The sequence below is a fragment of the Streptomyces cyanogenus genome, assembly GCF_017526105.1.
Lineage (GTDB): Bacteria > Actinomycetota > Actinomycetes > Streptomycetales > Streptomycetaceae > Streptomyces > Streptomyces cyanogenus.
The window spans coordinates 4,195,709-4,219,566 of record NZ_CP071839.1; the positions used below are offsets into that span (position 1 = coordinate 4,195,709).

At 68.7% G+C, this 23,858-nt stretch carries 18 protein-coding genes, 2 rRNA genes and 1 pseudogene; 9 read left to right on the forward strand and 12 right to left on the reverse strand.

Features of this window, described 5'->3' with window-relative positions:
* Positions 1-30 precede the first annotated feature (30 nt).
* The 4 genes from pstB to pstS all read right to left on the reverse strand — a co-directional run bounded on the left by pstB (position 31) and on the right by pstS (position 4,168).
* Positions 31-807: a phosphate ABC transporter ATP-binding protein PstB gene (gene pstB, locus S1361_RS18885; RefSeq protein ID WP_208033010.1), complete on the reverse strand. Its 777-nt coding sequence runs from the start codon at positions 805-807 to the stop codon at positions 31-33.
* A 48-nt stretch (positions 808-855) separates the two neighbouring features.
* Positions 856-1,917 carry a phosphate ABC transporter permease PstA gene (gene pstA, locus S1361_RS18890; RefSeq protein WP_208033011.1) on the reverse strand — a complete coding sequence of 354 codons (1,062 nt, stop codon included), beginning with the start codon at positions 1,915-1,917 and terminating at the stop codon, positions 856-858.
* On the reverse strand, positions 1,914-2,918 hold the full coding sequence (pstC, locus tag S1361_RS18895) for a phosphate ABC transporter permease subunit PstC (protein ID WP_208033012.1): 1,005 nt from the start codon (positions 2,916-2,918) through the stop codon (positions 1,914-1,916). Before pstC ends, pstA begins: the two co-directional genes overlap by 4 nt.
* A gap of 116 nt (positions 2,919-3,034) precedes the next feature.
* A complete protein-coding gene (gene pstS, locus S1361_RS18900; protein ID WP_208033013.1) occupies positions 3,035-4,168 on the reverse strand; it encodes a phosphate ABC transporter substrate-binding protein PstS in 1,134 nt (377 codons plus the stop codon).
* A 323-nt stretch (positions 4,169-4,491) separates the two neighbouring features.
* Between pstS and S1361_RS18905 the strand changes: the two genes are divergently transcribed.
* Complete coding sequence (locus S1361_RS18905) at positions 4,492-6,063, forward strand: FAD-binding oxidoreductase (protein WP_208033014.1); 1,572 nt, start codon at positions 4,492-4,494, stop codon at positions 6,061-6,063.
* A 20-nt stretch (positions 6,064-6,083) separates the two neighbouring features.
* Here S1361_RS18905 and S1361_RS18910 read toward each other — a convergent pair whose 3' ends face one another.
* The 5 genes from S1361_RS18910 to S1361_RS18930 form a co-directional block, all read right to left on the reverse strand.
* Positions 6,084-6,818 carry a hypothetical protein gene (locus S1361_RS18910; RefSeq protein ID WP_208033015.1) on the reverse strand — a complete coding sequence of 245 codons (735 nt, stop codon included), beginning with the start codon at positions 6,816-6,818 and terminating at the stop codon, positions 6,084-6,086.
* 411 nt (positions 6,819-7,229) lie between these two features.
* The gene (locus tag S1361_RS18915; protein WP_208033016.1) at positions 7,230-7,934 is read right to left on the reverse strand and encodes a phosphatase PAP2 family protein; all 705 of its coding nucleotides are present in this window, start codon (positions 7,932-7,934) and stop codon (positions 7,230-7,232) included.
* 230 nt (positions 7,935-8,164) lie between these two features.
* On the reverse strand, positions 8,165-9,121 hold the full coding sequence (locus tag S1361_RS18920; RefSeq protein WP_243769533.1) for a C40 family peptidase: 957 nt from the start codon (positions 9,119-9,121) through the stop codon (positions 8,165-8,167).
* A 167-nt stretch (positions 9,122-9,288) separates the two neighbouring features.
* Positions 9,289-10,047, reverse strand: a complete 759-nt coding sequence (locus S1361_RS18925; RefSeq protein ID WP_208033018.1) for a trypsin-like serine peptidase — start codon at positions 10,045-10,047, stop codon at positions 9,289-9,291.
* A 158-nt stretch (positions 10,048-10,205) separates the two neighbouring features.
* Positions 10,206-11,123 carry an oxidoreductase gene (locus tag S1361_RS18930; protein WP_208033019.1) on the reverse strand — a complete coding sequence of 306 codons (918 nt, stop codon included), beginning with the start codon at positions 11,121-11,123 and terminating at the stop codon, positions 10,206-10,208.
* A 53-nt stretch (positions 11,124-11,176) separates the two neighbouring features.
* Between S1361_RS18930 and S1361_RS18935 the strand changes: the two genes are divergently transcribed.
* The 7 genes from S1361_RS18935 (at position 11,177) to S1361_RS18965 (ending at position 19,257) form a co-directional block, all read left to right on the forward strand.
* A complete protein-coding gene (locus S1361_RS18935; protein ID WP_208033020.1) occupies positions 11,177-11,782 on the forward strand; it encodes a TetR/AcrR family transcriptional regulator in 606 nt (201 codons plus the stop codon).
* A gap of 287 nt (positions 11,783-12,069) precedes the next feature.
* Positions 12,070-12,378 (forward strand): hypothetical protein, encoded by a 309-nt coding sequence (locus tag S1361_RS18940; protein ID WP_014673544.1) that lies wholly within the window; start codon positions 12,070-12,072, stop codon positions 12,376-12,378.
* Between the two features lie 163 nt (positions 12,379-12,541).
* Positions 12,542-13,369, forward strand: a complete 828-nt coding sequence (locus S1361_RS18945) for a DUF8175 domain-containg protein (protein WP_208033021.1) — start codon at positions 12,542-12,544, stop codon at positions 13,367-13,369.
* Positions 13,359-14,711: a hypothetical protein gene (locus S1361_RS18950; RefSeq protein ID WP_208033022.1), complete on the forward strand. Its 1,353-nt coding sequence runs from the start codon at positions 13,359-13,361 to the stop codon at positions 14,709-14,711. Before S1361_RS18945 ends, S1361_RS18950 begins: the two co-directional genes overlap by 11 nt.
* Complete coding sequence (locus S1361_RS18955; protein WP_208033023.1) at positions 14,708-16,264, forward strand: SCO6880 family protein; 1,557 nt, start codon at positions 14,708-14,710, stop codon at positions 16,262-16,264. Before S1361_RS18950 ends, S1361_RS18955 begins: the two co-directional genes overlap by 4 nt.
* Positions 16,265-16,276: 12 nt before the next feature.
* Positions 16,277-17,689 (forward strand): ATP-binding protein, encoded by a 1,413-nt coding sequence (locus S1361_RS18960; RefSeq protein WP_208033024.1) that lies wholly within the window; start codon positions 16,277-16,279, stop codon positions 17,687-17,689.
* Between the two features lie 29 nt (positions 17,690-17,718).
* Positions 17,719-19,257 (forward strand): P-loop NTPase family protein, encoded by a 1,539-nt coding sequence (locus S1361_RS18965; RefSeq protein ID WP_208033025.1) that lies wholly within the window; start codon positions 17,719-17,721, stop codon positions 19,255-19,257.
* Here the strand turns inward: S1361_RS18965 and S1361_RS18970 are convergent.
* Complete coding sequence (locus S1361_RS18970) at positions 19,254-19,820, reverse strand: GNAT family N-acetyltransferase (protein WP_208033026.1); 567 nt, start codon at positions 19,818-19,820, stop codon at positions 19,254-19,256. The genes S1361_RS18965 and S1361_RS18970 overlap by 4 nt on opposite strands.
* Before the next feature lie 60 nt (positions 19,821-19,880).
* Here S1361_RS18970 and S1361_RS18975 point away from each other — a divergent pair.
* Positions 19,881-20,177 (forward strand): annotated as a pseudogene (locus tag S1361_RS18975) (isochorismatase family protein); the annotation flags it as partial.
* 100 nt (positions 20,178-20,277) lie between these two features.
* Here the strand turns inward: S1361_RS18975 and rrf are convergent.
* Positions 20,278-20,394 (reverse strand): 5S ribosomal RNA (rrf, locus tag S1361_RS18980).
* 70 nt (positions 20,395-20,464) lie between these two features.
* Positions 20,465-23,585: ribosomal RNA gene (locus tag S1361_RS18985) — 23S ribosomal RNA — on the reverse strand.
* Between the last annotated feature and the right edge of the window lie 273 nt (positions 23,586-23,858).

Genomic DNA, 23,858 nt, shown 5'->3' on the forward strand with positions numbered 1-23,858 from the left:
GCCATGCAGCACCGCGAGGGGATCGTGGGATCAGCCGAAGCGACCGGAGATGTAGTCCTCGGTGGCCTGGACGGACGGGTTGGAGAAGATCCGCTCCGTGTCGTCGATCTCGATCAGCCGGCCGGGCTGTCCGACCGCCGCCAGGTTGAAGAACGCCGTACGGTCCGAGACGCGCGCCGCCTGCTGCATGTTGTGCGTCACGATGACGATCGTGAACCGCTCCTTCAGCTCACCGATCAGGTCCTCGATGGCGAGGGTGGAGATCGGGTCCAGGGCGGAGCACGGCTCGTCCATCAGCAGCACCTTCGGCTCGACGGCGATCGCCCGGGCGATGCACAGCCGCTGCTGCTGACCGCCGGACAGACCGGAGCCCGGCTTGTTCAGGCGGTCCTTCACCTCGTTCCAGAGGTTCGCGCCCCTGAGCGACTTCTCGACGACGTCCTCGAGCTCGCTCTTGCGGTAGCTGCCGTTCAGCCGCAGTCCCGCCGCCACGTTGTCGAAGATCGACATCGTGGGGAACGGGTTCGGCCGCTGGAAGACCATGCCCACCTCACGGCGGACGGACACGGGGTCGACCCCGGTGCCGTACAGGTCCTCGTCGTCCAGCATCACCTTGCCCTCGACGCGGCCACCGGGCGTGACCTCGTGCATACGGTTCAGGGTGCGCAGGAAGGTCGACTTGCCGCAGCCGGAGGGGCCGATGAACGCCGTCACCGATCGCGGTTCGACGGTCATCGAGATGTCCTCGATCGCCTTGTGGGAGCCGTAGTAGGCGGTGAGTCCGCTTACGTCGATGCGCTTGGCCATGTCTGCTTCACTTCCGGGAGTTCAGGCTCGGTCGCTGTGTGGCCGCGCTCAGCGACCGGTCTTCGGGGCCTTCCAGCGGGCGATGCCGCGGGCCACCAGGTTGAGGATCATCACGAAGGCGATCAGCGTCAGGGACGCCGCCCACGCGCGGTCGTACGCCGCACCGGAGCCCGCGCTGTTGGCGAACTGCTGGTAGATGTACAGCGGCAGCGACGCCTGCGCGCCCTCGAAGGGGTTGTTGTTGATGAACGGGTTGCCGAACACCAGCAGCAGCACCGGCGCGGTCTCGCCGGCGATACGGGCGACCGCCAGCATGATGCCGGTGGTGATACCGCCGATGGAGGTGGGCAGGACCACCTTGAGGATGGTGCGCCACTTCGGCACGCCGAGCGCCAGGGACGCCTCGCGCAGCTCGTTCGGGACGAGCTTGAGCATCTCCTCGGTGGAGCGGACGACGACCGGCATCATCAGGATGGCCAGGGCCAGCGAACCGGCGAAGCCGAACGGCTGCATCTCGAAGATGAGCATCAGGCTGAGGATGAACAGACCGGCGACGATCGACGGGATGCCCGTCATGACGTCGACGAAGAACGTGACGGCCTTGGCGAGCCGGCCGCGGCCGTACTCGACCAGGTAGATCGCGGTGAGCACACCGATCGGGGCGCCGATGAGGGTGGCGAGGCCGACCTGCTCCAGGCTGCCGATGATGGCGTGGTAGATGCCGCCGCCGGGCTCGGTGTCGGCGACGACGCCCATCGAGTGGGTCAGGAAGTAGACGTCGAGGACCTTGATGCCGCGCGCGACGGTCACCCAGATCAGGGAGACCAGCGGCACCACGGCGAGCAGGAAGGCGACCCAGACGAGACTGGTGGCGACGCGGTCCTTTGCCTGGCGGCGGCCCTCGACGCGGGCGGCGACACCGTACGTGCCGAGGACGAAGAGGACGGCGGCGATCAGACCCCACTGGATCCGGCTGTCCAGGCCGGCGGCCAGGCTGATGCCGATGCCCAGGGCGAGCGAGCCGGCGGCGATGGCCCACGGCGTCCACCGGGGCAGGCTGGCGGCGCGCAGCGTGCTGGGCCGCTTGTCGGTGACGGCTGCGGTGCTCATGCGTTGGCCCCCGAGTACTCCGCGCGGCGGGCGATGATCAGCCGGGCCGCGCCGTTGACCAGCAGGGTGATGACGAACAGGACGAGACCGGAGGCGATGAGCGCGTCCCGGCCGAACTCGTTCGCCTCGCTGAACTTGCTGGCGATGTTCTGGGCGAAGGTGCCGCCGCCCGGGTTGAGCAGGCTGGCCTGGATGTCGAAGGACGGCGAGAGCACGGTGGCGACGGCCATCGTCTCGCCGAGCGCGCGGCCGAGACCGAGCATGGAGGCGGAGATCACACCGGAGCGGCCGAAGGGCAGCACGGACATGCGGACGACCTCCCAGCGCGTGGCGCCGAGGGCCAGGGCCGCCTCCTCGTGCGTCTGCGGGACCTGGCGGAAGACCTCACGGCTCACGTTGGTGATGATCGGCAGGATCATGATGGCGAGCAGGATGCCGACAGTGAGCATCGAGCGCGGCGCGCCCTGGTCCCAGGAGAAGACGCCGGTCCAGCCGAAGAAGTCGTCGAGCCAGCCGAACAGGCCGTTCATGTGCGGGACGAGCACGAGGGCTCCCCACAGGCCGTACACGATGGACGGCACGGCGGCGAGCAGGTCGATCACGTAGGCGACCGGGCCGGACATGCGGCGCGGGGCGTAGTGCGTGATGAACAGCGCGATGGCGACCGCGACCGGGACCGCGATGACCATGGCGACGACCGAGGAGACGATCGTGCCGAAGACCAGGACCGCGATGCCGAACTTCGGTTCGAGGACGTTGGTGTTCCACTCGAACGTGGTCAGGAAGTTCGCGTGGTCCTTGCTGATCGCGAGGGCGGCGCGGTAGGTGAGGAAGACCGCGATGGCGGCCATGATCGCCAGCAGCAGGATGCCGGAGCCCCGGGACAGGCCGAGGAAGATGCGGTCGCCGGGGCGGGTGGCGCCACGGGCCGCGCGCTTCTGCTCGGCGACCGTGGGCTGGGGGGCGGGGGGAGGTGCGTCGGTTTTCGTCGATATGTCCATCGGGTTCTCCGGTCTGCGGAGCCGGGCCCCTGAAGGGGGCGCCAGGCTCATGGCGGCGGTGCACCGGACGGTGCGGCCCGGCCGTTTCCGGTACCGGGCCGCACTCTCGGATCAGGTCAGCTCAGGCCCTCGATGGTGGTGCGGACCTTGGCGATGATCTCGTCGGGCACCGGCGCGTAGCCGATGCTCGGGAGGATCTTCTGGCCGTCCTCGCCGGCGATGTAGCGCAGGAAGGCCTTGGTGGCGGGCAGGGTGTCGGCCTTGTTGCCCTTGTCGCAGACGATCTCGTAGGTGACCAGGGTGATCGGGTAGGCACCCTCGGCCTTGGTCTTGTAGTCCAGCTTCAGCGAGAGGTCCTTGCCGGTGCCGACGACCTGCGCGGCGGCGATGTCGGCGGTGGCGCTCTCGGAGCTGGGGGCGACCGGCTTGCTGGCACCGGTGTCGATGGACACGGCCTTGAGGCCGTCCTTGACGTAGGACAGCTCGAAGTAGCCGATGGCGCCGGAGGTCTGCTTCACCTGCTGGGCCACACCCGCGGACTGCGGAGCGGACTGGCCGCCCTTGGCCTGCCAGGCCTTGCCGCCGGAGTACTTCCAGTTGTCCGGGGTGGTGGCGATCAGGTACTTGGTGAAGTTGTCCGTGGTGCCGGACTCGTCCGAGCGGTGGAACGCCTGGATCTTCAGGTCGGGGAGCTTCGCGCCCTTGTTCAGGGCGGCGATCGCCGGGTCGTTCCACTTGGTGATCTTGCTGTCGAAGATCTTGGCGATGGTCGGGGCGTCCAGGACCAGGTTGTCGACGCCCGGGACGTTGTAGCCGAGGGCGATCGGGCCGCCGACCATCGGCAGGTCGATGCCCTGACCGCCCTTGCAGACGCTCTTGGAGGCGGTGACCTCTTCGGGCTTCAGCGCCGAGTCGGAACCGGCGAAGGCGACCTGGCCCTGCGTGAACGCGGTGACACCGGCGCCGGAGCCGCCGCCCTTGTAGTTGATCTGCACGCCGCAGGCCTGGGAGAAGTTCTTCACCCAGGCGTCGATCGCGTTCTTCTGCGCGGAGGAGCCGTCTGCGAGCAGCTGGCCCTTGGCGTTGTCGCACTTGATCGAGCCGGCGCCGGCGGACGTGGACGGGTTGCCCGACGCGTTGCCGCCGCCGCCGTTGTCGTCGGAGCCGCACGCCGTCAGGGCCAGGGCGCCGGTGACGGCGACAGCACCGAGAGAAAGGGCGCGCAGCCGGTTCTTGCGCTGAAGCTTCACTTTCGGGAGTTCCTTCCAGGAGCCGCCGCTGTCGGCGGCGCGCGAGGTCGTAGAGGTGCGTGTGCGTGTTTCATGGCCGCACTCGGCACCCGGTACGGCCGAAATTAGGCAGAACAGGTGAAGCCGCCGATGGCCGGAAGTGAACGGGGGGTGAACCCCTGCCGTCAGCCCGGTGAGGTCACGGAATGCTTACGGGGAGGGCACGTGGAGGTTCCGACGACGGGGTTGCACGCACGTGTATTCGACGTTCATCGCCCGGCCGGGGGAACCCCGCGCCGCGGTGCGTCGTCTCGTTCCACGACAGCCGAGGAAAGGCGACGGACATGGAACGGCGTACGTTCATCTCGGGCGGCGCGGCCGCCGTGGCGACGACCGCACTGACCGCGTGCGGTGCGGGCGGAGGCTCTTCCGCCGCTGCGGCGGCGCACAGTGGCACGCCGTCGCGCTCATCCTCGCTCACGGCCCTGAAGACCACCAACGCGAGCGCCGCCGCGAACTGGGCGGCCCTCGCCCGTGATCTCGACGGCACGCTGGTGCGGCCCGGCGACGCGTCCTGGAAGACCGCCCACCAGCTGTACAACACGCGCTTCGACGGACTGAAACCGGCCGCCGTGGCCTACGTGGCGCACCCCGCCGACATCCGTACGACCCTCGCGTACGCCCGCGCCCACCACCTCAAGGTGTCGATCCGCAACGGCGGCCACTCCTACGCCGGCTACTCCTCCGGCGACAACCGGCTGATCGTCGACGTGTCCAAGCTGAACCGGGTCCGGGCCGGCGGCGGCCAGGCCGTCGTCGGCGCCGGCGCCAAGCTGATCGACGTCTACCGCGCGCTGGCCGCGAAGGGCGTGACGATACCGGCGGGCTCCTGCCCCACCGTCGGCGTCTCCGGCCTGGTGCTCGGCGGCGGCCACGGCGTCGTCTCCCGCGCCTACGGCCTGACCTGCGACAGCCTCACCCAGGCCACGCTGATCACGGCGGACGGCACCCAGGTCACCGCCGACGCCACGCACCACTCCGACCTGTTCTGGGCGCTGCGCGGCGCCGGGAACGGCAACTTCGGCGTCGTCACCGAGCTGCACTTCAAAACCCATGCCGCGCCGCAGGCCGTCACCGCCTATCTGACCTGGTCCTGGTCCAAGGCCGCCAAGGTGCTCAAGGCCTGGCAGGAGTGGGGCCCGAACCAGCCCGACGAGATCTGGTCCTCGCTGCACCTGGCGTGCTCCCCGGGCCGCACCCCGACCGTCTCGGTGGCCTGCTTCTCCCTGGGCACCTACGGCGAGCTGCAGAACGCCGTGGACCGCCTGGCCCACCAGGCCGGTGCCGACGCCGCCTCCGTCTCCCTGCGCCGCCGGGGCTACGAGCAGGCCATGGAGATCTACGCCGGCTGCTCCTCCTTCTCCACCGACGCCCAGTGCCACCTGCCCGGCTCCACCCCGGGCCGCTCCCCGCAGGGCAGGCTCGGCCGGGAGACCTACGCGGCCCGCTCCGACTTCTTCGACCGTTCGCTGTCCGCGGCCGGCATCCAGACCGTGCTGAAGCAGATCGGCTCGGTGCGCGGCGGCGGGGGCAGCATCGCGTTCACCGCGCTCGGCGGCGCGGTGAACCGGGTCTCCCCGACGGCCACGGCCTTCGTCCACCGCCGCTCGCGGATGCTGGCCCAGTACATCGCCTCCTGGGGCGCGGGGTCCTCCGGCAGCACGGCCCAGTCGTGGCTGACCTCCGCCCACAACGCGATGAAGCCGTACGCCTCGGGCGCCGCCTACCAGAACTACACCGACCCGACGCTGAAGGACTGGAAGAAGGCGTACTACGGGGACGCGGCGGCCCGGCTGGGCAAGGTGAAGCACCAGTACGACCCGCAGCGGTTCTTCTCCTACGCGCAGGGGCTGTAAGCAGGAGGGGGCCGCGGCCGTCAGCAGTGGCAGAGCACGTCGACCACGACGGCCTCCGGGTCGAGGTGCTCCAGCTGCTCGTCGGCCCACTCCCGGTAACCCTCGCTGTCGGCGTCCCGCCAGCGGCCGTCCAGGGTGAGCAGGGCGTACCCCGTGAGGGCGGTGCGCAGGGCGCGCTCGCGGGCCGCCGCGTGGTCCCGGGCGAACCAGGCGACCGGGTCGGCGGTCAGGAACGACATCCCGAAGTGCGGATCGCCGGCCACCGCCCGCTGGGCCACCTCCTGCACCAGTGGCTGGAGCAGGTGCTCCTCCTTGGCCCGGTCCAGCGGATAGCCGTCCGGGTCGGCCTCGTGCCGGGCGACGAACTCGGCGAGCGGGCGGGCCGGCGGGTGCGCGGCGACCAGTTCCTCCCAGGCGGCGCGCAGCTCGTCGTACCCCTGCACCGTCCGCTGCCGCATGGTGTCGAAGTCGAGCAGTCCGCGGGGGCCGCCGTAGCACTCCAGCGGGCCGAGCGGGGCCAGGCCGGCCTGGGGGACGGTGGCGGGCGTCAGGAGCCGGGGGTCGCCGTCGTACGCGGGCCGGACGAGGTAGGGGCTCGCGCTGTGCACCCGGAGGGCCCACCAGTCCCACTCGCCCACCGGGTTCCAGTCGTCCGTGGCGTTCATGTCGTACGGCGCCAGGGCCACGGCTATGGCGTCCGGCACCCGGTGGGGCGGGGTGGGCGGCAGGCACACCGTGGCGAAGAACTTGGTCATGCGCGGGAGGGTACGACCACGCCACCCACCCACGCTCCCGGGTTTTCCCACTCCCCGTCACGGCTCCCTCGGCCGCCCGGGCCGCCCGGCCGCTCCCGGCTCTCCCCGCACTTCCGGATCTCCTGGCTCCCGCCACAGCCCCCCGGCCGTCTGGACCGCCCGGCCGCTCCCGGCTCTCCCCGCGCCTCCGGGTCTCCTGGCTCCCGCCACAACTCCCCGACCGGCCAGACCCCCAGGCTGCGCACCCGGGTTCAGCCCCCCGCCACAGCCCCCCGGCCGCCTAGGCCGCCCGGCCGCTCCCGGGTCTCCCCGCACTTCCGGATCTCCTGGCTCCCGCCACAGCCCCCGGCCGTCTGGACCGCCCGGCCGCGCTCCCGAGATTTCCCGCCCCCCGTCACGGCCCCCGGCCGCCTAGGCCGCCAGGTCGCGCTCCTCGGTCTCCGGGGACGTGCGGGTGCCGGGCAGCAGGGTGTCCCGGCCGGCGTCCGCCGCCGGCCGGCGCCGCACGAGCCGGCCGGCGCGCGGCGAGCGCTCCACCGCCCGCATCAGCGGGGTGAGCAGGGCCATGGCGAGCGGGGACAGCAGCAGGACGACCGCCGTGCCCAGCGCGAAGCCGCCGATGACGTCCGTCGGGTAGTGCACGCCCATGTAGACCCGGCAGAAGCCCTCCAGCAGGGCCAGACCGATACCGGCCAGCCCGAAGCGGCGGTTGGCGACGAAGAGCCCCACACCGAGCGCCATCGTGATCGTCGCGTGGTCGCTGACGAAGGAGAAGTCGGTCTTGCCGCCGACGAGGACGTCCAGGCCCTGGTGGTCCACGAAGGGGCGGGGGCGCTCCACGAAACCGCGTATCGGCACGTTCACGAGGACGGCCAGACCGGCCGCGAGCGGCGCCCACACCAGCGCGGCCACCGAGGGCGCCGCGTCCTCCCCGCCCCGCCGCCGCACCGACCACCAGCACCACAGGATCAGCAGGACCATGGCGAGCAGCAGGCCGTACTCGCCGACGAACTCCATGACCCGGTCGAACCAGTGCGGCGCGTCCTTGGCCAGGCCGTTGATGTCGTAGAGCAACTCGACGTCGGGGTTCGATCCGGATTCGGCGAGTACAGCCATGGTGCTGCGGCCCCTTCGTCGTCTTCCCGGACGCACCTCGTGTGCGTCGCGCCTGCCCCCCGGTGGTACGTAGATCCGCTTCCGCTGCACTGCCGCACTGACGTCCGCTCGGCTACGTCAACAGGAACGCACAGCCACCTTCAATACGTTCCACTCTCCACTGAATGATCACGCAGACGTTATCGAAGAGAGACTCATCGCCGCAGCTCAGCGGGTGGTTTAACACACTGTCACACACTTGTCGGGAGCGCTTTTGCGCCATCTTCGGTGACCCGGGTCGCACCGAAGTAGTCGGGGGTGTCGATCGGATCGAACCGGATCACGGCACCCGTGCGCGGGGCGTCGATCATGTACCCGCCGCCCACGTAGATCCCGACGTGCCGGATGGCCCGGGAGTCGGTCAGGTCGTCCGAGAAGAACACCAGGTCACCGGGGAGCAGCTGGTCCCGCGAGGGGTGCGGCCCCGCGTTGTACTGGTCGTTGGCCACCCGCGGCAGGCTGATCCCGACCTTCTCGTACGCCGCCTTGGTCAGACCCGAGCAGTCGAACCGGCCACCCTGCGCGGCGGTTCCCTCGCCGCCCCACAGGTACGGCGTGCCGAGCCGGCTCTGCGCGAAGGCGATGGCCCCGGCGGCCTGCCGGGTGGGGTCGATCCGGGTGACCGGCGCGGCGAAGCTCTTCTCCAGGCTGCGGATCCGCTGGACGTAGTTCTGCGTCTCGCTGATCGCCGGGACCCCGCCGGCCCGGATCACCCGGTAGGCGCCCGCGTTGTAGGCGGCGAGCATGTTGTCCGACACGTTGCCCGGCACGTCCTTCACGTACTTCGCGAGTTCGCAGTCGTAGGAGGCCGCCGACGGGATGGCGTCGTCCGGATCCCAGATGTCGCGCTTGCCGTCACCGTTGCCGTCGATGCCGTGCGTCGCCCAGGTGCTCGGGATGAACTGGGCGATGCCGCGGGCGTCGGCCGGGCTGACGACGGTCGGGTTCCACCCGCTCTCCTGGTAGAGCTGGGCGGCGAGCAGCGCGGGACTGAGCGCCGGGCACAGGTTCCCCCACTTCTGCACCAGCGACGTGTAGGCGGCCGGCACGGCCCCCTTGGCCAGCCCGCGGCCCCCCGAGGCCACCCCGCCCAGCAGGTTGCCGGCCACGAGGTAGACACCGACGACGAGCAGCATGACGAAGCCCATGCCGAGCGCGACGGCCGCGCCACCGATCACCCATACCTTCCGCACGGTTCAACTTTCCCCCATGCGGACGCCGTTCAAGGCCATTTGGGCGCGAAGTGGCGTCATTTCACAGTCAGCCGGGCCGCAGTGACGCATCCTCAGCCCGCTCGGGGCCGGCCGCCGCGTCCTCAGCCCGCTCGATCGCCGGCCGTCGCGTCCTGGTACAGCTCCGCCGCCTCGCGCCCCAGCACCACGCTGTACGAGGTGTCGGCCGTGGCGCCGCCCTGTTCGTGGCCGCCGAGGACGCCGACGACCTGCGCGTCGCCGTTGACCCAGGGGCTGCCGCTGGTGCCGCCCGTGAAGTCGGGACAGTCGATGCGCTGCTGCGTACGGCTGTGCGCGGTCGGTCTGTTGGTGCAGCTGATGGGGGTCTCCCGCGAGTCGGGATAGCCGGTGACGGTGACCGCGGTGGCGCCGGTGGCCACCCCGGTCGCGAACCGGTTGGCCCCGACCACGTCCTCCAGCCGCCTGCCGTCGCGGCCGGCGACGGTGGCGAGGGCGAGATCGCTGTCCTCGTCCTGCCCCTCGGCCCACCCGTCCGGCAGGAACCGCCGCGTCACCTTCCACACCCCGTACGGCGAGCGCCCGTCCCGGTAGCCCGGTACGAACACCAGGTCTCCGCCGGCACCGTCCACGCAGTGCGCCGCGGTCACGATGAGATCGCCGCGCGGGCTGTGCACCACCGAGGCGGTGCAGAAGTGGCCGCCCGCCGGCCGTCCGGCCCGGTCCGCGCCGAACAGCGCGCCCACCCGCGCGCTCCGCCGGCTCGCGACGGTGTCCGCGGTGACCCCGAGCGGGCCCGGCCCGTCGTCCGCGGCAGCCACGGAGGCCGAGGTCAGCGCGAGCACCACCACAGAGGTGACCGAGATGCGTGAGATGCGCTTCATCAGTTCACACTTTTGCCCACGCAGGTGAGAAACGTGCTTCGACTTCCCTGAGATTTACCTGTGAATCTCCGGTGCACCGCCGTTGGAGCGTCGAAAAGCCGTGCGAGATCCGGTCCGCCGCCATCGGCGGGCGGCCCTCGGCGGGGGTGGTCCTTCCGTCACCGGACCGGCGCCGCCAGCGGCCACCGGACGCCCGTCAGCTCCTCCGACAGCGTCCACAGCCGCCGGGCCGCCGCCGGATCGCTCGCCGCGGCGCTGCGGCCGACCAGGGTCGGGGCGCCGCGCATCTCGGCGGGACCGTCGGGGCCGACGTAGGCCGCGCCGGGCAGGTCCTGGGTGGCCGCGTAGAGGGTGGGCAGGGCACCGGCCTCCTCGTCCTGGGCGAGGAACCGGTTGCCGGCCACCATGAACGCCCTGGCCAGGGGGTTCGCGGCGTGGCTCTGGAGGTTGGTGGCCGACCAGCCGGGATGGGCGGCCAGGGCCCGTACGCCGGACCCGGCCTCGGTCAGGCGGCGCTGGAGTTCCAGGGTGAACAGCAGGTTCGCCAGCTTGGACTGGGCGTAGGCGCGGGCGGGGCTGTAGGTCCCGCGCAGGTTCACGTCCTCGAAGTGGATCACCTTGTCGCCCCAGCGGTGCGCGCCGGAGGACACGGTCACCACCCGGTCGGTCACGTGAGGCAGCAGCAGGTTGGTCAGCGCGAAGTGCCCCAGGTGGTTGGTGGCGAACTGCATCTCGAAGCCCTGCTTCGTGCGCTGCTCCGGCAGCATCATCACACCCGCGTTGTTGATCAGCAGGTCCAGCGGGCGGTCCCAGCCGGCGGCGAACTCGCGCACCGAGTCGAGGTCCGCGAGGTCCAGCCGGCGCACCTCGGTACTGCCGGTCACCCGCGCCGCCGCGGCACCGCCCCGGGCGAGGTCCCGTACCGCGAACACCACGTGCGCCCCGGCCCCGGCCAGCGCCCGGGCGGCGGCGAAGCCGATACCGCTGTTGGCGCCGGTGATCACGGCCGTGCGGCCGGTCAGGTCGGGGAGGCGGGTCGCGTTCCACTTGCCGCGCTTGGCGGTCGTATCAGTCATACCCCCAATGTAGGCAGCGCCAACAATGCTGTCAACGACAACATCGCGATACGATGATGCGCATGCCCACGAGCCGCCCCTACCACCACGGAGACCTGCGCGCCGCCCTGCTCAGGAGCGCCGAGCGCACTCTGCGCGACAAGGGGGTCGGGGCGCTCTCGCTGCGCGAACTGGCCCGGGACACCGGCGTCAGCCACGCCGCCCCGGGCCGGCACTTCAAGGACAAGCAGGCCCTGCTCGACGCCCTGGCCCTGGACGGGTACGAGCGCCTCAACCAGGCCCTCGCCACCGCCGCCGGCCGCACGGAACCCGCCCTCGAACAGCGGATGACGGCCCTGGCCCGCGCCTACCTGGGCTTCGCCGTCGAGAACCCCGAACTGCTCGAGCTGATGTTCGCGCGCAAGCACGACCCCGACCGGACCGCCCAGCTCGCGGCGGCCGTCGACCGCTCCCTCGGCACCTTCACCCGGCTGGTCGCGGACGCCCAGGAGCGCGGCGAGATCGTCCAGGGCGACCCCGAGCGCATCACCACCGTGGCCGCCGCGAGCCTGCACGGTCTGGCCGCCCTGATCGCCGGCTGCGCCCTCGACGCGACGGAGGCCCTGGCCGGCCTGGAGGAGCACGTCCACCTCCTGCTGCACGGCCTGCGCCCCCGCTGACCCGTGAGAACATCGACGCGACGCCTCACCCGACCAGCCGTCAGAAACCGTGCGGCGCGCAAAGGGGGTCAACGACGGAACCACACGAAGGTTCCGGTCGGACCTCGTTGCCCGGCGTGACCTGCCGTGATACACAGAGTGACCGTACGGGCTATTCGTACGAAACCCGCCAGTTTCAATGACGTCAAGTCGACATACGTTGGCGGCGTTGTCGGCGACAATGAGGCCTGACCTCTGCACAACCGCAGGGGCACACGCGGAACTACCCACCAGGGGCGGTGACTTACATGCTCTTTGCGGCCGACAAGGGAGACATCAACACCATCATCGGCGGGATCGCTCCGGACTGGGGCCCCTTCGGCAGCCTGGGCAACGAGGCCAAGGTGATGATCGAGGTGGTCATGGCCGTGGCCATCCTCCTCTGCCTCGGCATCGCGGTGTGGGGCGCGGCGAAGCAGCGCATCGGCGCCACGGCCCTCCGGGACACCTTCAGCGCGGAACAGGGCAAGGGCCTCATCATCGCCGGCCTCACCGGGGTGTTCATCATCGGGTCCCTCGGCACACTGTTCACCATCGTGTACGGCATGGCGGTATAGCCCCGGCCCCTCCCGGCCCTCGCCCGTCCCCTCCACCCCACCCGTCCGTCGTGCCCACCGGCTGAGGTTGCGTTTCCCTGATGTCGAGTCACCACACCGCGCCCGCGCGGGAACCAGCACGGCTACCGTCGTATGTCTACGAGGGTGAGGGAGCGCAGACGGCATGAGTCCCGGAGACGAACAGGGCTACACCGACTACCCCGAGACGGGCCACACCCGAACCCGCCTCCCCGACCCCGACCCCTACGGCGGCGCCCCCCGCCGCCCCCACCGCTCCTCCTCCCGCAGCCTCGTCACGGTGGTAGGCGTAGTGGTCCTCCTCATCGCCGCCATCGCTTTCGCCAACAGGGGGGACGACGCGGCCGGGGACGACGCGACCACCAAGGGCTCCCAGCCGAGAGCGGCATCGACGGCAGCCAGTGGGACCAAACCGGTCGACACGAAAACCGGCAACATCCCGAGCGGGTTCCCACACACGAATGAGGGAGCGCAGAGCGCGGCGGCGAACTATGCGGTGGCGTTGGGGTCGGCCGAGATGTTCACCAAGTCCGGTAGGGACTCCATCCTGCAGGCCATCATCACTCCGGACAGGGTGGCGAGTTCCGAGGCGGCGTTCGACAAGGCGTACACCTCAGCCTTCAACAAAAGCCTCGGCCTGAACGACGACGGCACCGCTCCGAAGGGCTATACGTTCGTTTCCCGCACGAGTCCCATCGGCACGAAGATCACCGAGTCAACCGGCGACACGGCCACGGTCGAGGTCTGGTGCAGCGGCCTGCTCGGTCTCGCGGGCGAGAATTCCACGAACCCGGTTACCAACAGCTGGTTCACCATCACGATGAAACTCGAGTGGGCAGCCGGCGACTGGAAGATCATCACGCATTCCCAGAAGGAGGGCCCCGCGCCTGTTCCCGGCGACGACAGGGCCTCCAGTGCCGACGAGATGTCGAAGGCCGTCGATGAGTACGGAGGGTTCACCTATGCCCGCTAACCGCCGCGTACTCACGCTGACCGCCGCGGTCACCGCGGTCCAAACAGCCGCGGTTCTCACGGCCGCGCGTGCCTTCGCCGCTCCCACGCCCCCGTCCTCACCTTCACCCACCCCCACACCCACTGCCACGAAGAGCAGTGACACCTGCGGCCTGATCCACGGCGCCGCCCGAGAGTTCTGCGAAAAGGACAACGGCTCCTCCGGCGGATCCCCCGGCAGAGGAGCCACCAACCCCCTCACCGAGACCCTCGACCCCCTCTCCTCCCTCGCCAAGGGATGTGCGGACGCCGCGTCGTGGACCATCGGGAAGCTGAGTGACGCCGTGAAGGAGACCGCCAACGTCGACTTCACCAACCAGGCCTTTCTGAAGCAGTACGCCGTCGTCTTCGCCGCCTCCACGATCCTCACGCTGCTGCTGTGGCTGCTGGCCGTCGCCAAGCGAGCCGTGCGCGGCGTGCCGCTCACCACCGCGCTCTCGGAAGCCGTCGGCTTCCTCTGGCTCACCGTGCTGGCCTCCGCCTTCACCCCCCTGATCCTGTACACCGTCGTCTCGGCGACGGACGGCGTCACGGACGTCCTCGCGAAGGCCACCGGCGACCAGGCCGACACATTCTTCGGCACCTTCTCCGGCGCCCTGAAGAAGGGCAACGACATCGGCGGCGGCCCGATCATGCTGATCGTCGTGTCCCTGGTCAGCATCCTCGCCGCCGGCATCCTCTGGCTGGAGCTGGTCATCCGCGCCGCCCTGCTCTACGTCGGCGCCCTCCTCGGCACCGTCGTCTACGCCGGCCTGGTCGACAAGAACCTCTGGGGCCATGTCCGCCGCTGGGCCGGCATCATGATCGCCGTCATCCTCGTCAAGCCGGTCATCGTGATCGTGCTCGGCCTCGCCGGCGCCCTCTCCGGCGACAGCGGCCCCGACGCCTTCTCCGCAGTCGTCTCCGGCCTCGCCATCATCCTGCTCGCCATCTTCGCCAGCGCGATGATCTACCGCTTCGTCCCCGGCTTCGGCGACGAGATCGCCGGCTCCCGCAACAACCGCATCATGCAGGGCGCGGAGAGCAAGGCCGCCGCCGTCATCAGCTCCCCCGCCACCCTCGTCGCCCAGGGCATCAAGACCCACAGCACCCGCGCCGACAACAACGGCGGACCGAGCAGCAGCGCCCCCCGCCCGGCCAACCCCGCCACCGGCGGCGTCGCCGCCCACAGCGGCCGTACCCCGGCCGGGGGCGTCGGCGGAGCCGTCCCCTCCGCCACGCCCGCGCCCCGCGCGTCCAGCCCGGTCAACACCCCGCACGCCAGCAACACCCGCAACAACCGCTCTGGAGGTGAAGGGCGTTGACGACCGAGTCCCACCTGTCCCATCCGGTCACGCCCCGCCGTACGTATCTCATCGGCCGCGCCCGGCCGAACGCGATCATCGGCCGGAACCGCGAGTCCGGCGAGATCGCCCTGATCGTCGCCGGCGCGTTCCTCGGCATGATGAGCGGTCTCCTCGTCCCGGTCCTGGCCCTGCGGATCGTGCTGCTGACCGGCTTCCCGCTGCTCGCGCTCGCCGCCGTCTACGTGCCGTACAAGCGCCGCACCTTCTACAAGTGGTTCGAGATCAACCGCTCCTACAAGCGCACCGTCAAGCGCGGCGCCGCCTACCGCTCCGCCGCCATGGAGGCCGGGACCCGGCTCGACGGCCGGGAGATCGAGATCGGCCCGCCGCCCGGCATCGGCCGCATCACCTGGCTCGCCGCACCCTTCGGGCCCGACGAGATCGCCGTACTCCTGCACGCCGACCGCAAGACGGTCACCGCCGCCATCGAGATCGAGGGCCCCGGTGTCGGCCTGCGCGACTCCGAGGACCAGGAGGCCCTGGTCGACCGCTTCGGCACCCTGCTCAAGCACGTCGCCAACGGCGACGGCTTCGTCACCCGGCTGCAGATGCTCGCCCGGACCCTGCCCGCCGACCCGGACGCCCACGCCAAGGACGTCGCCCAGCGCGGCGACAGCCGCGCCCCCGGCTGGCTCCAGCAGTCCTACGACCAGCTGCAGTCCATGGTGTCCACCAGCAGCGAGCAGCACCGCGCCTACCTCGTCGCCTGCATGCACTACACCCGCGAACTGGCCGCCGAGGCGCACGCCATGGCCCGTGCCGCCCGCGCCCACGGCGCCAAGGTGGACCGGGACGCCGGGCTCGCCGTCGTCATGGCCCGCGAGCTGACCGACATCTGCTCGCGGCTCCAGGAGGCCGACATCCGGGTACGGCAGCCGCTCGGTCAGGGACGGCTGGCCTCCCTCATCCACTCCATGTACGACCCCGACCACCCCATCGACCACATCCAGGCGATGACCCAGCGCAACGCCTGGCCGGCCGAGCTGGACGCCATGGAGCCCACCTACCTCCAGGCCAAGACCCGGGAGTCCTCCACCCGCGCGCCCTGGTGCCACGCCACCGCATGGGTGAAGGAGTGGCCGATGACCCCCGTCGGCGTCAACTTCCTCGCCCCGCTCCTCGTCCACACCCCGGACGTCATCCGCACGGTCGCCGTGACCATGGACCTCGAACCCACCGAGGTCGCCATCGAACGCATGCTGACCGAGAAGACCAACGACGAGGCGGAGGCGTCCCGCGCCGCCAAGATGAACCGGACCGTCGACCCCCGGGACATCGCCGCCCACAACCGCCTCGACCAGCGCGGCGAGGACCTCGCCAGCGGCGCCGCCGGTGTCAACCTGGTCGGCTACATCACCGTCTCCTCCCGGTCCCCGGAGGCCCTCGCCCGCGACAAGCGGACGATAAGGGCCTCCGCCGGCAAGTCGTACCTCAAGCTGGAGTGGTGCGACCGGGAGCACCACCGCGCCTTCGTGAACACACTTCCCTTCGCCACCGGCATCCGAAGGTAGGGGCTGTCGCCGATGCGGGATCCGCTGTCCGTCCTCACCGAGGCCTTCACCTCCTTCCTCTTCGGGAAGGTGGAGACGACCCGGCTGCCGGTGCGCACCTCCACGGGCCAGGCCCAGGCCGTCTACCTGCCCACGGCCGCGCCCGGCCTCGGCGACTCCGGCGTCATCATCGGCCGCGAGGTGTACTCCGGGAAGGGCTACATCTACGACCCGTTCCAGCTGTACGGCCAGCAGCTGCCGGCCCCGCACTGGCTCGTGCTCGGCGAGTCCGGCAACGGCAAGTCGGCGCTGGAGAAGACGTACGTCCTGCGCCAGCTCCGCTTCAGGGACCGCCAGGTCGTCGTCCTTGACGCACAGGGCGAGGACGGGGTCGGCGAATGGAACCTCATCGCCCAGGAGCTGGGGATAACCCCCATCCGGCTCGACCCGACGGCCGCCCTCGACCACGGCATCCGCCTCAACCCCCTGGACCCGGCGATCACCACCACGGGCCAGCTGGCGCTCCTGCGCACGATCATCGAGGTGGCGATGGGCCACGGCCTGGACGAGCGCTCCGGCTTCGCCCTGAAGGTCGCGCACGCGTACGTCAACGAGTCGATCGTCGACCGCCAGCCGGTCCTGTCCGACATCGTGGAGCAGCTACGGCACCCCGAGCCGGAGTCGGCGGAGGCGATGAACGTCGCCATAGACGACGTACGGGCCTGGGGCCTCGACGTGGCGCTGGTCCTGGACCGCCTGGTCGACGGTGACCTCAGGGGCATGTTCGACGGCCCGACGACCGTCGGCATCGACCTGGACGCGCCGCTCATCGTGTTCGACCTGTCCCACATCGACCGCAACTCCATCGCCATGCCGATCCTCATGGCGATCGTCGGCGTGTGGCTGGAGCACACCTGGATCCGCCCCGACCGGAAGAAGCGCATCTTCCTGGTCGAGGAGGCCTGGCACATCATCAACAGCCCGTTCGTCGCCCAGCTGTTCCAGCGACTGCTGAAGTTCGGGCGCCGGCTCGGCCTGTCCTTCGTCGCGGTCGTCCACCACCTGTCCGACGTGGTCGACGGCGCCGCCGCGAAGGAGGCGGCGGCCATCCTGAAGATGGCGTCGACCAGGACGATCTACGCCCAGAAGGCCGACGAGGCCAGAGCGACCGGCCGCGTGCTGGGCCTCCCGCGCTGGGCCGTGGAGATCATCCCGACCCTCACCCCCGGCATCGCGGTCTGGGACGTCAACGGCAACGTCCAGGTGGTCAAACACCTGATCACGGAGACGGAACGGCCACTGGTCTTCACCGACCGCGCGATGACCGAGTCTTCCAGCGACGTCAGCGCCGACGACGCCCTGCGCGCCGCCGAACTGGAGGCGGAACAGCGGGCCGCGGCCTTCGTGGAACAGCACCTGGGCGACTCCGAGTCGACGGTGGCGTAAGGGAAGCAGGGAACGTAGGGGAGTACAGGGTGAGACCGGACGACCGCCGTGACAGTCGCCGGGAGGGCCAGGGCGGCATCCCCGACGGCCTGCTGATCGGCGTACTGGCGTTCCTCCTCGGCATGACCGTGCTGGTGTGGACGGCCACGGGCCTGGCCGCCTGGTTCGCCCAGGGCGCCTGGCCCGCCGGCGTCACCTTCACCCGCACCCCGCCGGCCATGCGCCACCTCATCGGCCGGCCGCACGACGTCGCCGGCGCGTGGCCGGACACGCCACCGGACCAGCTGTCCGGCTGGGGCCTGTTCTGGGGCCTGTTCATCGGTCAGCTGATGATCCTCTTCGTCCTCACGATGTTCGTGATGGGAACGGTGGCGCGGTGGCGCGCGGGCAGGGCCCGGCGGACCGCTGCCGCGGTCGAGGACGCGGAGGCGGTGAGTATCGCGCCCGCGGAGGCGGTCGGTGCCGCGCCCGCCCCGGCGGTGGGTGCCGGGCCAGCGGAGCCGGTGAGTGCCGGGCCCGCGGTCCTCAGCCCTCCGCCCGCACCGCTCGCCCCCGCACCTCAGCAGGAGGTCCCGGCACCCCGCAGCGAGGCTGAGCCACCGTCACCGGGCCCCCTGCCGGCCGACGACGCACGGGCGGGCGCAGGGGGAAGGCTCCTCATCGCCCCCAGGGAAAGCCGCCAGGCGACCGCCGTCCAGGCGGTACGCGACGCGGAAGGCGCCGTCCTCCTCGTCACCTCGAACTCCGCCCTGTGGACGGAGACGAAGGACACCCGCGCCAAACTCGGCCCCGCCCTGCTCTACGACCCCGCACACCTCTGCGACACCCCGGCCCGCCTGCACTGGTCCCCGACCACCGGCTGCGAGGACAAGCAGACGGCCCTGCACAGGGCGACAGCCCTGCTCGCCCCCGTACAGCCCACCGCCAGGATCGACCAAGCGGTGGCGGACACGGCGACCACCCTCCTGCGCAGCTATCTGCACGCGGCCGCCCTGGAGAACCGCACCATCCGCCACGTCCACCGCTGGTCCCAGGGCACCCAGGTGCAGGACGCCGTCCGCACGCTGCGCACCCACCCGAAGGCGGCCCCCGGCGCCGCGGGCGAACTGGAGGCGGCGCTCACCGCACACCCCGAACGCCGTGACATCGCCCAGGAGCTGACCAGCAGGGCGTTGTCGGCCCTGTTCACGGTCAACGTCCGCGAGGCCTGTACCCCGAACCGAACTGATGCGCTGGCCCTGGATTCCTTCGTCCACGAAGGGGGCACGCTCTATGTGGTCGGTGAATCCATCGAGGACCCGCGGAGCAACCCGGGCGCGATGCCGCTCCTGACGGCCCTCGTCTCCAGCGTGGTCGAGCGCGGCCGGCGCATGGCCGAACGGTCATCCTCCGGTCGGCTCGACCCACCACTCACCCTGGTCCTGGACGACATCGCGGCCGTGGCCCCGTTCCCCGAGCTGCCGGCCCTGCTCGCCGGCGAAGCGGACCGCGGCCTGCCGACGCTCGCCCTGCTCCGCTCCCGCGAACAGGCCCGCGCGCGCTGGCCGCACCAGGAACTCCCGGTTTAGGCGGGCGGCTCCAGGACGAACTCCAGCTCGTTCTCGGCCGCGTTCTTCGTGAACGACACGACCCGTCCGCTCGGCCTGAAGCCGATCTTCCGGTACGCCGCCTGCGCCCGCGCGTTCTCCTCGTGGACGAACAGCCGCACCCGCTCGGCCCGCTGCTCCCACGCCCACGCCACACCGGCGTCGACCAGGCGCTTGACGAGCCCGTTCCCGCGGTGCTCCGGCCGTACGAACACGCCGACCACATGCGCCTGCCGCCGCTCGACGGGATACCCCGCCCAGTCCTTCTCCCCGGCCTCCTCCAGGAGCACGGTGACCGTGCCGGCCCAGGTCCCGTCCGGCGCCTCGGCGATGACCTGCCGTGCCGTACCGGACCCCTCGGCGGCTCCGGCCGCCCGCTCCTGCCAGAAGGAATCCGGCTCCGCCACGGCCTGCTCGTACGTCGTCAGGAAGGCGATGTCCGCGACCGGATCCCGCAGCGAGTCGAGGCAAAGTTGCTTCACCGTGGGCCACTCGTCGGTTCGTATGGCGCGGATCCTGTAGTCGTCGCAGGCAGCAGTGTTCATGGGGCCACCGTAGCCAGCGGGCCGCCGCCATCTCATCCGAATTCGGGTCCCGTTGTCAGTGACGGTGTCATCGCGAACATCAACACCCTGATCGACAAGGCCCGCGCGGAGGACGTGCCGGTCGTCTGGGTGCAGCACTCCGACGACGAACTGAAGTACGGCTCCGAGAAGTGGCAGTACGTGCCGGAACTGATCCGCCAGGACGGCGAGCCCCTGGTCCACAAGAACTACCCGGACTCCTTCGAGGAGACGGAGCTGGAGTCCGTACTGGCCGAGCGGAAGGTCGGCCGGCTCGTCGTCACGGGGGCGCAGACGGATGTCTGTGTCCGCTCCACCCTGCACGGCGCGATCGTCCGGGACCGTGGAAACGGCCGAGGTGACCTTCTAGCCCGGAAGGAAAAGCCCCTAAACGCAGAAAACCCCCGCATCTTGCGATGCGGGGGTTTTCTCAAAGATTGTTCGGCGGCGTCCTACTCTCCCACAGGGTCCCCCCTGCAGTACCATCGGCGCTGTGAGGCTTAGCTTCCGGGTTCGGTATGTAACCGGGCGTTTCCCTCACGCTATGACCACCGAAACACTATGAAACAATCAACAACCGTTGGCTGTTCGTGGTTTCAGAACCAACACAGTGGACGCGAGCAACTGAGGACAAGCCCTCGGCCTATTAGTACCGGTCACCTCCACACGTTACCGTGCTTCCAGATCCGGCCTATCAACCCAGTCGTCTACTGGGAGCCTTACCCCATCAAGTGGGTGGGAGTCCTCATCTCGAAGCAGGCTTCCCGCTTAGATGCTTTCAGCGGTTATCCCTCCCGAACGTAGCCAACCAGCCATGCCCTTGGCAGAACAACTGGCACACCAGAGGTTCGTCCGTCCCGGTCCTCTCGTACTAGGGACAGCCCTTCTCAAGACTCCTACGCGCACAGCGGATAGGGACCGAACTGTCTCACGACGTTCTAAACCCAGCTCGCGTACCGCTTTAATGGGCGAACAGCCCAACCCTTGGGACCGACTCCAGCCCCAGGATGCGACGAGCCGACATCGAGGTGCCAAACCATCCCGTCGATATGGACTCTTGGGGAAGATCAGCCTGTTATCCCCGGGGTACCTTTTATCCGTTGAGCGACGGCGCTTCCACAAGCCACCGCCGGATCACTAGTCCCGACTTTCGTCCCTGCTCGACCCGTCGGTCTCACAGTCAAGCTCCCTTGTGCACTTACACTCAACACCTGATTGCCAACCAGGCTGAGGGAACCTTTGGGCGCCTCCGTTACCCTTTAGGAGGCAACCGCCCCAGTTAAACTACCCATCAGACACTGTCCCTGATCCGGATCACGGACCCAGGTTAGACATCCAGCACGACCAGACTGGTATTTCAACGACGACTCCACAAACACTGGCGTGCCTGCTTCACAGTCTCCCAGCTATCCTACACAAGCCGAACCGAACACCAATATCAAACTGTAGTAAAGGTCCCGGGGTCTTTCCGTCCTGCTGCGCGAAACGAGCATCTTTACTCGTAGTGCAATTTCACCGGGCCTATGGTTGAGACAGTCGAGAAGTCGTTACGCCATTCGTGCAGGTCGGAACTTACCCGACAAGGAATTTCGCTACCTTAGGATGGTTATAGTTACCACCGCCGTTTACTGGCGCTTAAGTTCTCAGCTTCGCCCACCCGAAAGTGAGCTAACCGGTCCCCTTAACGTTCCAGCACCGGGCAGGCGTCAGTCCGTATACATCGCCTTACGGCTTCGCACGGACCTGTGTTTTTAGTAAACAGTCGCTTCTCGCTGGTCTCTGCGGCCACCCCCAGCTCACGGAGTAAATCCGATCACCAGGCGTGGCCCCCCTTCTCCCGAAGTTACGGGGGCATTTTGCCGAGTTCCTTAACCATAGTTCACCCGAACGCCTCGGTATTCTCTACCTGACCACCTGAGTCGGTTTAGGGTACGGGCCGCCATGAAACTCGCTAGAGGCTTTTCTCGACAGCATAGGATCATCCACTTCACCACAATCGGCTCGGCATCAGGTCTCAGACTATTGCCAGGCGGATTTACCTACCTGACGTCCTACACCCTTACCCCGGGACAACCACCGCCCGGGATGGACTACCTTCCTGCGTCACCCCATCACTCACCTACTAACCGCTTGGTTCGGCGGCTCCACCACTTTCCTTTCCCCGAAGGGTCCGGAACGGCTTCACGGCCTTAGCATCACGATGCTCGATGTTTGACGCTTCACAGCGGGTACCGGAATATCAACCGGTTATCCATCGACTACGCCTGTCGGCCTCGCCTTAGGTCCCGACTTACCCTGGGCAGATCAGCTTGACCCAGGAACCCTTAGTCAATCGGCGCAAACGTTTCTCACGTTTGTATCGCTACTCATGCCTGCATTCTCACTCGTCAACCGTCCACGACTACCTTCCAGTGCCGCTTCACCCGGCAGACGACGCTCCCCTACCCATCACAACACCCGTTGGGGCTTATGCTGCAATGACACGACTTCGGCGGTACGCTTGAGCCCCGCTACATTGTCGGCGCGGAATCACTAGACCAGTGAGCTATTACGCACTCTTTCAAGGGTGGCTGCTTCTAAGCCAACCTCCTGGTTGTCTGTGCGACTCCACATCCTTTCCCACTTAGCGTACGCTTAGGGGCCTTAGTCGATGCTCTGGGCTGTTTCCCTCTCGACCATGGAGCTTATCCCCCACAGTCTCACTGCCGCGCTCTCACTTACCGGCATTCGGAGTTTGGCTAAGGTCAGTAACCCGGTAGGGCCCATCGCCTATCCAGTGCTCTACCTCCGGCAAGAAACACACGACGCTGCACCTAAATGCATTTCGGGGAGAACCAGCTATCACGGAGTTTGATTGGCCTTTCACCCCTAACCACAGGTCATCCCCCAGGTTTTCAACCCTGGTGGGTTCGGTCCTCCACGAAGTCTTACCTCCGCTTCAACCTGCCCATGGCTAGATCACTCCGCTTCGGGTCTTGAGCGTGCTACTAAAATCGCCCTATTCGGACTCGCTTTCGCTACGGCTTCCCCACCCGGGTTAACCTCGCAACACACCGCAAACTCGCAGGCTCATTCTTCAAAAGGCACGCAGTCACGAGACACCAGCAAGCTGATGTCCGACGCTCCCACGGCTTGTAGGCACACGGTTTCAGGTACTATTTCACTCCGCTCCCGCGGTACTTTTCACCATTCCCTCACGGTACTATCCGCTATCGGTCACCAGGGAATATTTAGGCTTAGCGGGTGGTCCCGCCAGATTCACACGGGATTTCTCGGGCCCCGTGCTACTTGGGTGTCTCTCAAGCGAGCCGTACAGATTTCGACTACGGGGGTCTTACCCTCTACGCCGGACCTTTCGCATGTCCTTCGCCTATCCATACGGTTTCTGACTCGCCGACCAGCCGGCAGACTGATCAAGAGAAATCCCACAACCCCGCATGCGCAACCCCTGCCGGGTCTCACACGCATACGGTTTGGCCTCATCCAGTTTCGCTCGCCACTACTCCCGGAATCACGGTTGTTTTCTCTTCCTGCGGGTACTGAGATGTTTCACTTCCCCGCGTTCCCTCCACACTGCCTATGTGTTCAGCAGTGGGTGACAGCCCATGACGACTGCCGGGTTTCCCCATTCGGAAACCCCCGGATCAAAGCCTGGTTGACGACTCCCCGGGGACTATCGCGGCCTCCCACGTCCTTCATCGGTTCCTAGTGCCAAGGCATCCACCGTGCGCCCTTAAAAACTTGGCCACAGATGCTCGCGTCCACTGTGCAGTTCTCAAACAACGACCAGCCACCCGTCACACATCGCTTACACGATGCTTCACCGGGGCCGGCAACTGAGGAAAGTTCATTCCCTCAGACACCCAACAGCGTGCCCGGCCGGCTCCCGTCCGGTGATCATGCGTTCCACGCTCTTGCGAGCAGTACTAGCAGCCACCGACCCGAGGTCCTGACCGAATAATCAACGTTCCACCCATGAGCAACCAGCATCGGACGTTCGCCGATGTACTGGCCTCTGAC